The following is a 10,796-nucleotide window of genomic DNA, read 5'->3' as shown; positions in this document are numbered from 1 at the left end:
GAGCACGGTCTCTGGGACAGCGTCATGGTCAACGACCTCAAGTACTACGACGGCAGCGTGCAGCAGATCGACCGCATCCCGGACGACCTCAAGCAGACCTACGCCACCGCGTTCGAGATCGACCCCCGCTGGCTGGTGGAGGCCGGCAGCCGCCGCCAGAAATGGCTCGACCAGGCCCAGAGCCTCAACCTCTACATGAGCGAGCCGTCCGGCAAAAAGCTCGACAACCTCTACAAGCTCGCCTGGGCGCGCGGCCTCAAGACGACGTATTACCTGCGCTCCATGGGCGCCACCCACGTCGAAAAGTCCACCATGGACGACGCGAGCAAGGCCAACCGCCTCTCCGCCGTCGGCGGCAACTACATCTCGATGGGCAAGGGCAACGGGAAAGGAAACGGAAGCGCGGAGCCGAGCGCTTGCTCGGTGCTCGATCCGGAGTGTGAGAGCTGCCAATAGCGGGGCAGTGCGGCGTGCGGCGTGCGAAGTGCGGGCCCCCCGCCCGCGAGCGCTGGCGTACCGGGAGCGCCGGCGTCACGCCGGCCACTGGGACCGCCGGCGTCTCGCCGGCCCGCGCGGCGACAGCCGCGCTCGTACACGCTCGATGGCCAACCGACCAACCAAACACCGGCCTTACTCGCAAATCGTTCGCCGCCGGGGGAGCGCCGTCCTCGGCGCGACTGGCATCGACTCGCGGCGAGCATGCCGCTCCCAACGTCCGCAAGTCTCCGGCCAAAGTCATGATCAACGCCCGATGATGACTATACCTTGGCCATGGAGCTCTCTGACGGCGAATCCGGCCTGCTCGATGTCAAGCCTGTCCTGGTCTTTGGCGTTTTCAAGAAGCTTCGCGATCCGTCCGAATTCGGCAAGGTGCGAGTCTCTCTCGATATGGTGGCATGGGACCACGGGCCTTTATCATAATCTTGAGCACATGGTCACGAATACGGCAGGACGCAGAGCGTTGTGCCGTTGCTCCCACGCTGGAGCGTGGGAGCCAGCGCTCGCCGCTGGTGGGAGTTATGACCGACGCCGGACGACGGCATCGATCTGGACGCGGAGCTTGTATACGCCCGCTGCGCGCTGACCCGCGGGTGACGAAAGGAATACGCGATCACGTGCCCGACCTACCCTGCCTGACACATCGCCGATAGACTATGCTGTCATGCAGTCACTGCAAGCCCTGAACTTGTGTGGAGGCCCCAGTCCATGGCCACGAGACGCCCGAGACAGACTTACCAGTTGAAGATCACGCTGAAGGGCTCGAAGCCGCCGATCTGGCGGCGCATTCTCGTGCCGAGCGATATCCGGCTCGATCGACTGCATCTGGTGATTCAAATTGCAATGGGCTGGTTCAATTGTCACCTGCACCAGTTCTCCGCATTTGGCCGATCGTATGGTGTTGCGTATGACGACTTTGCGGCGGATTTGGACATCGAAGACGAGACGAAGGTCAAGCTGCGTGATCTGCTGCAAATGGAGAAGGACGCCATGACCTACGAGTATGACTTCGGCGATAGCTGGGAGCACAAGATCACGCTGGAAAAGGTCCTGCCCTACGATAAGGCACAGGCGTTGCCGGTCTGCATCAGGGGAAAGCGTGCCTGCCCGCCCGAGGATTGCGGGGGAGTCTGGGGATATGCAGAACTGCTCAAAGTCTTGGCCGATCCCGCCGATCCTGAGCACGACGCCATGCTGGAGTGGCTCGGCGGTCCGTTCGATGCTGAGGCATTCGACATGGCTGCAGTGAATGGCGTGCTTTCCGAACTGCGGTAGACCGACGAGACATCGGGTAGCCATCGAGGTCCTGTCGGCAAGCCGGTGGAACCGTGACCAGGCGGTCGATGGGGTTGCCAGAGCAGCAGCTAGCGATCATAACAGGGGGCATGGGAGAGAGGGACGCTGGACGCGGGCTTCCGCCCCGCATTCCGGCGCTCCAGAGACTGGACACGTATTCGGCTTAGGTCGGGTTAGCGCAGCGTAACCCGACCTACAAACCGCTCGATTTTAGCGTTGCGAGCGATACTTGCCCAGTCTCTCCGACGCTGGAACAACGCAAAAAGGCAGTTGTCGCAACTGAATTGCGCACCAAAGCAGAGTCAACCAAAAACATGATCCAGATCCCCCGCTATCTCGAAGTCTATATCGCGACGCTGAATTCGGAGCTGGATCGGTTCTGGTCTCGCTTCAACGTCTATGCGTCGATCCAGGCGCTCGCGGTCGTCGCCCTGATGCTGGCGTTCGACAAGGTGCAAATCCATCCGCATACGGCACGGGCGGCGAACATGGTGCTGTTTCTCTGGTCAATCACCGGCGCGCTGATCATTTGGCGCTCGGTGGAGATCCACCAGCGACTGGTGATGGCCATCGTAACTGCGGAGACGAGCCTGCCGGATGATGTGAGGCTCTTTCGCGAGGCGCTTCAGTCCACAAACCCGGCGCAGCTTTTCATTTTACGGGCGTGTTTCTCTTTTTCTCTTGTCTGCTCGGTGTTCTGGGGCGGCATGATCTTCTTAGGCCCTTATGATTGATCGGAGCGCGCGAATCGGGTTGAGGCTCGAGACTGAACATCGGGCGGTTAAGCGAGCCGCTGTCGCCAGTCATCGACGGCGAGCGCGGCGCAGCACACGACGCGCTACCCGACACTTGGTCGCGGGCGGATGCGCCGGAGGCGCCCGACGAGGGCGCCCAGGAGTCCCTGTTCGATCAGCGGCTGGCGTCGAAAAATTAGGAGAAAATCCGGCGCTCGGTGAAGCGGCATTCCGCCTCCGGCCGCCGCGAGTATTGCGAGTTTATTCGGCAGTATGTCTGAAGCCCGCGCTGCTGGCATCGGGATACCTATGGCCCCAAAACAGCATCAACGACTGTGGGACGCCCCGGGAGGGCACCAATGACTATCGCGCTTGCCACGAGGACCACTGGCACCCGGCTACGAGCCGCGGCACAAACTGCGCTCGCGCTTGCGACGGCGCTCGCCCTCGGCGGCGTGATGCAGGCGGCCGCCGCTAGCTTCGACTGCGCCAAGGCCGCCACGGCGGTCGAGAAGCTGATCTGCGGCGAGTGGCTGCTGGGACGCCTCGACGAGCGCATGGCCGAGCTCTATGAGCGCGCGCAGAAGGCGCCGGACGCAGACGACAAGGCCCTGCTCGCCGCCCAGCGCGCGTGGCTCGAGACCCGCGACGCCTGCACCGACACCGCCTGCCTGGAGCAGGCGTACCGCGCGCGCATCGCCGCACTCGGCGGCGGCCCCGAGGGCAACAAGGGGAAGGTCAAGCGCGAAGTCGTGGAGGCGGGAGCCGCCGTGCAGCTAATCGACAAGCGCGGCGATCTGGACATCGAGGCCATCTTCCCGGTGCTGCCCGGCGACGACGCCGCCACCCGCGCCGCCAATACGGGCATCGAGCAGGCCTTCCGCGAGCCCCTGGAAGGGTTCCGGAAGCAGTACGCGGAGTTCCTCGCCGAGAACGACGGCATCCACCTCGGCCCGCCTTGGGCCTTCTCCCTTGGCTACGAGAAGGTCTACACCACCGACACCCTGATCGCCGTGGACGGCGGCGGCTACATGTACACCGGCGGCGCCCACGGCGGTGCCCTGTATCTGCCGCTGGTGCTGGACCGCAAGACCGGCAAGCCCCTGGAGCCGGCGGCGCTGTTCCGCGCCGGCAGCGACTGGCTGGCGCCGCTGGCCGAGCACGCGCGCGCGGCGCTGCAAAAGGAGGCGCCCTTCAACGACGACTCGGAGATGGTCGACGACGACTGGTTCCAGCAGGGCACCGCGCCGACGGCCGAAAACTACGGCCTGCTGCTGCCCACCGCCGACGGCATCCGCGTGACCTTCAGCCAATACCAGGTCGGCCCCTATGCCATCGGGGACTTCCGGGTCACCGTGCCCTATGCCGCGCTCCGCGACGTGCTGAGCCCGCCCCTGTTCCCGGAGCAGACCGCCGCGCCAGGCCCGCAATAGAAGACGACGCCGATTTAGGTTGGACCGACGAAGGAGGCGCAACAATCAGGCAGCTATCCGGACTGTCGTGCTCGGCATTCGGCCTCCCTCAACCGACACCGGATGCTCGCCCAACCGCTGACGCTCCCTCATGCCGCTGCCTGCCTTGCAACGGGACCGACCGGCAACCACCACAAGTCTAGACGCCAAGCCACCACTCGACCGCCCAGGAGATATCCAAATGCTGAATTGGGACGACCCGCTCGCCAACCTGACCCCGCGCACCCAGCCCGCGGCCCGCGCCGCGTCGCCGGTGGTCCCGCCCGCCGAAGCCGCCTTCGACGACGCACCGGCCGCGGACGAGGACTTCGCGCTGTCCAGCGCGGCCGAGCCGGCGCGGGCGGTGCGGCCCGGTGACGGCACCGTCGGTAACGACGCGCTGATGCGCACGGCGGGCAGCGCGCCGGTGGTCAACCCCAACCCGTTGCCGCAGCAACGCTCCCTGCTGGAGGACACGCCCGCCGTGGCGCCGGCATCTTCCCAGCCTGCCGGCGCGGCGCCCGGCTACGACATCGCCGCCCATGGTGGCGCCACCGGCCTCGAAAACCTGGAGATGGGCGCCGGCCGCCTGCGCGTGGACGACAAGCGCATCATCAACTGCCACGCTGATCTTAATCAGCTCGTACCCTTCAAGTACGACTGGGCCTGGCAGAAGTACTTGGACGGCTGCGCCAACCACTGGATGCCGCAAGAGATCAACATGAACGCGGACATCGCGCTCTGGAAAGATCCCAACGGCCTCACCTTCGACGAGCGCACCATCATCAAGCGCAACCTGGGCTTCTTCTCCACGGCGGACTCCCTGGTGGCCAACAACCTGGTGCTTGCCGTCTACCGCCACATCACCAACCCCGAATGCCGCCAATACCTGTTGCGCCAGGCGTTCGAAGAGGCCCTGCACACCCACGCCTATCAATATGTGGTGGAGAGCTTGGGGCTCGACGAGGGCGAGATCTTCAACATGTACCGCGAGGTGCCGGCGGTGGCACGCAAGGCCGAGTGGGCGCTGCCCTTCACTCAATACCTGGCGGACCCGCACTTCCACACCGGCACGCAGGAGAACGACCAGCGGCTGCTGCGCGAGCTCGTCGCCTTCTACGTGATCTTCGAGGGTATCTTCTTCTACGTCGGCTTCGTGCAGGTGCTGAGCATGGGCCGGCGCAACAAAATGACCGGCACCGCCGAGCAGTTCCAGTACATCCTGCGCGATGAGTCCATGCACATGAACTTCGGCATCGATGTCATCAACCAGATCAAGATCGAGAACCCGCACCTGTGGACCGAGGCGTTCAAGCAGGAGCTGGTGGCCATGATTCGCGACGCCGTCGCGCTGGAGTCCCAGTACGCCCACGACACCATGCCCCGGGGCGTGCTCGGCTTGAACGCGCCCATGTTCGAGGAATACCTCAAGTTCATCGCCAACCGCCGCTGCGCACAGATCGGCCTGCCGGAGCAATACCCGGGCGCCAGCAACCCCTTCCCGTGGATGTCCGAGGTGCTGGACCTCAAGAAGGAGAAGAACTTCTTCGAGACCCGCGTCACCGAGTACCAGACTGGCGGCGCCCTCAGTTGGGACTGATTGGGAGCGCCGGCTTCCAGCCGGCTCGCCGTCGACGCGGCTCGGCGCCGCGTCGACGGCGTCATGGCGCTCCTGACGACCGAATCGGGCGAGCATCGCAGGTCGGGCTGAGCGACGGCGAAGCCCGACGCAAACCGCGCGACACCCCGCACCGCCGAAGAGCCTCGCGCAGCGGCGCAACGGGCAACGCACCCGACGGCGGCGGCGCCGCGCGCTTGGCGCGATGCGGCGGCTGAACTGGCGCGCTCGCACGACCCGCGCGACTCCATCCCGACCTCGCAAATCACCGGGATCGCCGACGCCCGGCGCACCCAAGACCCTTTGCGGACCGGGAGAACTACGTTAAATTGAACGTACGTCAGTAGAGACGCACATCAAAGGGGATACGCATGAAGGCGATTCCAGGCGGCATCATCGCCCCCACGGACGTGATCGGCCGCGACCAACTCATCGCCCGACTGTGGTCGATCCTGGACGGACAGAGCCTGGTCCTCACCGCGGAGCGGCGCATGGGCAAGACAACGGTCATCCGCAAGATGACCGCCGAGCCAGTCGAGAGCCTGCGCGCCGTATACATGGACGTCGAGCGCGTCAACAGCCCGACGGAGCTGGTGGAGCGCACGGCGCAGGCCATCGGCGGCCACCTCGGAAGGTCGAATCAGGCACGGCGGTGGCTCGAGGATCTCTGGTCCGCGCTGGGCGGCACGGAATTTGCTGGCGTGCTCAAGCTGCCCGACGCCAAGGGCCTGCCCTGGAAGACCGCGCTGGAGCGGCTGCTCGGTGGGCTCGCGGCGCATGCAAACCCTCGGGTGGCCCTGATCTGGGATGAATTCCCCTGGGCCTTGCAGAAGATCGCCCGCGCCGAAAGGGAGGCCGTGGTCGTGGACTTGCTGGACACTCTGCGCGGTCTCCGCCAGATGCACCCGAGTCTGCGCCTGGTCTTTACGGGCTCCATTGGCTTGCATCACGTCCTCGTCGGCTTGCAGGACCGGGGCTGGGTGCATTCGCCGATCAACGACATGCGCGCGGTGGAGATCCCGCCGCTGGCCCCCCCGGATGCCGTGCACCTGGCATTGGAGCTGGTGCGGGGCGAGCGACTCGACGGCGCCGATGCGACGGCCGCGGCCGAGCTCATCGCCCGCGAGCTGGACGGCGTGCCCTACTACATCCAGCACGTGGCGGCCAAGCTCGCCGATGCCGGACAGGCAGCGTCGCCCGGGGCGGCATCGCGGATCATCCAAGACGCCCTGACCGACCCGGACGACCCCTGGCAGCTGGAGCACTACCGAAGCCGTCTCACGAGCTACTACGGACCGACGTCCGCCGCGGCGCGCGCACTGCTCGACCAACTGGCCACGCACGGACTGCTCACGCCGGGCGACCTGCACGAGGCGCTGAAGCTCGACTTCCAGCCCGACAACGACACCGCCCGCGCCCTGTGCGGCCCCGACCGCGAGCCGCTGCGCCGGCTGCTCAAGCTGATGCAGCGTGACCATTACCTGACCCAGGACGCGAGCGGCCGGCTCGGCTTCCGCTTCCCGCTCATCCGCCGCTGGTGGCGGCTCGACCTGGGCCTGGGGCCATTACCGCCGGCGGATGATCCGGTCCGCGCGGACTGAGCGATCCGATGACCGATGGCCATTCCACCTTCACCCCCAGCAACCCGGCAAAGCTGGAGGCCCTATTCGTTGCCCGCGAGCCGCTGGCCCGGAGCCTGATGGCGAGCATCCGCGACAGCGCCCTGAGCGGGAACAAGCACCAACGCCTCCTGGTCGGCCCGCGCGGCATCGGCAAGACCCACCTGGTCGCGCTGATCTACCACCGGGTGCGTGCGGATACGGAGCTCAGCGCGCGGCTGCGCATCGCCTGGTTGCCAGAGGACCCCTATGTGCCCGGCTACGCCCAGCTGCTGGCGCTGATCCTGCGCCGGCTGCGCGACGACGAGCCGGACCTGGACTGGCTCGGCGAGCGCCTGGAGGCCGTGCTCGACGTCACCGACACGAGCCGCCAGGAGGCCATGCTGGAAGGCCTTATCGCCGAGACCCTGCAAAATCCGGCCGCAGACCCCGCCGCGAATCCAGCCGCGCCCTCCCAAGGCGAGCGCACCCTGCTGCTGCTGGCGGAGAACCTGGACGATCTGCTCGCCGACCTGCGCCAGGACGGCCAGCGCAAGCTGCGCGCGCTGATCCAGAACACCGCTCGCTTAGCGATCCTCGCCACCACCACCAGCCTCACCGACCCGCTGACGGACAAGAAAGAGGCCTTCTACGGCTTCTTCCGCACCCAGCGGCTCGAGCCCTTCGGCGTCGAGGACGCCGCCGAGCTACTGGCCCGCCTCGCCGAGCACACCAGCGACAGCGCGCTGGCGGACCTGATCTGGAGCCCGCTCGGCCTCGCCCGCGTGCGCGCGGTGCACTACCTGGCCGGCGGCAACCCGCGTGTCTACGTGATCTTCCACGAGTTTCTGACGCGCGAGTCCCTGGACGAGCTGGTGCGGCCGTTTCTGAAGCTCATGGACGAGCTGACGCCTTACTACCAGGCGCGCATGGCCCGGCTCGCGCCCTTGCAGCGGGGCATCGTCGACACCTTGCGCCGGCTCAAGGTCGCGGTGCCGGTCAAGACCATCGCCCGGGAGGTCATGGTGAGCCCGCAGAGCGCATCGACCCAGCTCGGCAAGCTCGTGGAGCTGGGCTATGTGCTGCAAGCGGACAGCATCGGCCGCAACAACTACTACGAGCTGCGCGAGCCACTGATGCGCTTGTGCCTCGATGTCAAGGAGCAGCGCGGCGAGACCATCCCGCTGTTCATCGACTTCCTGCGCATCTGGTACTCCAGCAGCGAGTTGTCGGAGCTGGCGGGCAGCACCGCACACGGCGGGCTGGAGCGCTCTCACCTGCAAGCGGCCGTCGAGCGGGCAAGGTCGGAGCCGGACCCGCTGCGGGCGACCCTGGACCAGGCCTTCCTGAGCGCGGTGCAGGAGGGCGACTACCAGAGGGCCCTGGCGGAGATAGACTGCGCGCTGGAGCGGGACCCACACGACAAAACGTGCTGGGAGCGCAAGGCGGATTGCCTCGAGGCGCTGAACGCCCCGCCCGAGGACCAGCTCGCCTGCTGGCGCCGCGTGACCGAGATCGATCCCGAGGACAGCCTCGGCTGGAGCTGGCGGGGCTTCCTGCTCGACCAGCTCGGACGCTTCGACGAGGCACTGCGTGCCTCGGCCCGCGCGGTGGCGCTGAAGCCCGATGATCCAGCGCTGAACCGCGACCATGGCTGGAATCTTAAGCGTGCGGGGCGGAATGCGGAGGCAAGGCAGTATTTGGAGCGCGCCATGGAGCTGATCGGCGAGCCCGCAAGCGCGGCGGACTGGGAAGAGCGGGGCGACGACCTCCAGGTGATCCAGGGGCTCGATGACGCGGTACGTGCCTACGGCAAGGCGCTGGCACTGGAACCGCGCCGCATGGACGCCTGGCGCCGCCTGCTCGGCGCCTTGCAGGAGCAAGGACGATCTCGGACGTGCCAGCGCGTCACCGATGCCTTCGCCACGCTCATGCCCGAGTCGGCGCTGGGCCAGGCCTACCGCGGCTTTGCGCGCCACAGCGTTGGCGATTTGGACACCGCGCTTAGGGCCTATGATCGTGCGCTTGAGCTCGATCCCGAGTTGGATCAGCACGGCACGCCGCTGACGCTGGAAAAGGCGGCGGCCTTGACGTCGTCCGGCCGCCCCGGCGAGGCGCTGGCGCTATTGTCACAGCCGCAACCCGGCTACAAGGCGAGCGATACTTTCAAGGTCGCACTGGAGCACGCCGAGGCCCTGCTGTGGCTCGACCGGTGGGACGACGGCCGCGTCGCGCTCGATGGGCTTCTGGCCAAGACCCGCCCACCGGTTTGGTCGGGCGAAGACCTCGGCAATGTCCGCTGGCTGCCGGCGCGCACCCAGCGCCCCCAGGTCTGGCGGCGTCATATCGCCCTCTGGCTCGAGCTGTTCGGCAAGCACGGCCTGCTCACCGAACTGGGCGAGGCGCTGGTCCGGAGCCTGCGAACCCTCGCCATCGACTGGTTGCCGCAACAAAGCACCCAAGCCTGGCTCGATACCTGGCGGGCGCTGGCCGGGGACATCCCGCAGTTGCAGCTGCCGCTGCGGCTGCTCGCGGCCGGCATCGCGTACCAGGCAGCGCAGCGCCCGGAGGTGCTGCTGAACCTGCCGCGGGAGGAGCGCGGGCTGCTGGAGCCCTGGCTCGCCAACCTGCTCCGCACCGGGCCGGACGCGCTCGACCGTGAGCTGGATACGCTGCTGGCCGACGTGGAGCGCAAGCTCGCCGAGGCGGCGGAAGCCGGGCGGCAGCGGGCGTTCTGGATCGCCGAGCCGCCCAGCCCCAACCAGATCGACCTCGACGCGGTGCTTGCGCGCTACAGCGACGCGCCCGAGCCGCACCCGGCGCACCTGCTCCCCGACGCCTGGCAGCGGCTCGACGGCCACACCGCCCGAACCCTCGTCGGCCGGATGATCCGCGCGCTGCCCGACGCGGCCCGGGCGCTCGCCCGCTCGGAAGGGCTGCCGGCACCGATGGCGCGGCCGGGCCCGGACGTGCTGCTGATCGAGCGCCGCCCCCTGTCCTTCAGCGACCTGGACCTGATCCAGGTGCATCTCGCCGGCGCTGGCCAAGCGGCTGCGCTGGACCTGCTGGCGGGCGACGCCGGCCTGGTGCTGCTCGACGGCAATAGCGCGACCCCATACGCGCTGGTCGCGGACGGGCGCATCCGGCTCGATACCGACGTGGCCCGCGCGGACTACACGCGCTGGTTCTGCGCATCCCTGCGCGCCGAGGGCGGGCGCTTCGAGATCATCGACGCCGGTGCTTGGCTCGATGCCGCGGCGGAACCGACGGTCGCGGTCGCTGCGGATTCCGTTCCGCTAACCCCCTGGCGCCATCTGGAAACCGACGACGCGGGCCGTCCCGTCTACGCGGCCACGATCAGCCACGCCGGCAAGGTGTACGTCGCCAAGCTCCGGCTCGACCCCGGCAACGGCTCTGTCGAGATGCTCGCAGAGCAGCCGGCCGACACGACCTCGCCGCTGCCGCGCGAGCGCATCGACGGGCCGTTGCGATTTCTGGTCTAGCCGGGCGCTGTGGGGCGAGGTCGCTGGGATGTGCCGTTGTCGGCGTGTTGCGCCGCGTGGATTGTTGATCCGTGTCGCCCTGGATCGCGTCCGATCGC

Annotated in this window: 6 protein-coding genes and 2 pseudogenes; all 8 read left to right on the top strand. The window is 67.3% G+C overall.

From position 1 onward, the window contains the following. A pseudogene (locus LJE69_RS11025) lies at positions 1 to 456 on the top strand (ribonucleoside-diphosphate reductase subunit alpha); the annotation flags it as partial. 300 nt (positions 457 to 756) lie between these two features. Next, a pseudogene (locus tag LJE69_RS11020) lies at positions 757 to 921 on the top strand (DUF2442 domain-containing protein); the annotation flags it as partial. A gap of 318 nt (positions 922 to 1,239) precedes the next feature. Continuing rightward, positions 1,240 to 1,773, top strand: a complete 534-nt coding sequence (locus LJE69_RS11015) for a plasmid pRiA4b ORF-3 family protein (protein ID WP_296924859.1) — start codon at positions 1,240 to 1,242, stop codon at positions 1,771 to 1,773. A 335-nt stretch (positions 1,774 to 2,108) separates the two neighbouring features. Further along, entirely contained in the window at positions 2,109 to 2,528 is a 420-nt protein-coding gene (locus LJE69_RS11010; RefSeq protein ID WP_296924855.1) for a hypothetical protein, read from the top strand. A gap of 359 nt (positions 2,529 to 2,887) precedes the next feature. Continuing rightward, complete coding sequence (locus LJE69_RS11005; RefSeq protein ID WP_296924853.1) at positions 2,888 to 3,961, top strand: DUF3298 domain-containing protein; 1,074 nt, start codon at positions 2,888 to 2,890, stop codon at positions 3,959 to 3,961. Positions 3,962 to 4,382: 421 nt separating this feature from the next. Further along, the gene (locus LJE69_RS11000; RefSeq protein WP_296924861.1) at positions 4,383 to 5,579 is read left to right on the top strand and encodes a ribonucleotide-diphosphate reductase subunit beta; all 1,197 of its coding nucleotides are present in this window, start codon (positions 4,383 to 4,385) and stop codon (positions 5,577 to 5,579) included. 389 nt (positions 5,580 to 5,968) lie between these two features. Next, positions 5,969 to 7,198, top strand: a complete 1,230-nt coding sequence (locus LJE69_RS10995; RefSeq protein WP_296924850.1) for an AAA family ATPase — start codon at positions 5,969 to 5,971, stop codon at positions 7,196 to 7,198. An 8-nt stretch (positions 7,199 to 7,206) separates the two neighbouring features. Beyond that, a complete protein-coding gene (locus LJE69_RS10990; protein WP_296924848.1) occupies positions 7,207 to 10,698 on the top strand; it encodes a tetratricopeptide repeat protein in 3,492 nt (1,163 codons plus the stop codon). Positions 10,699 to 10,796: the final 98 nt, after the last annotated feature.

The organism is Thiohalocapsa sp., from assembly GCF_022340605.1.
GTDB lineage: Bacteria > Pseudomonadota > Gammaproteobacteria > Chromatiales > Chromatiaceae > Thiohalocapsa.
This window is presented reverse-complemented; position numbering and strand designations above follow the sequence as displayed.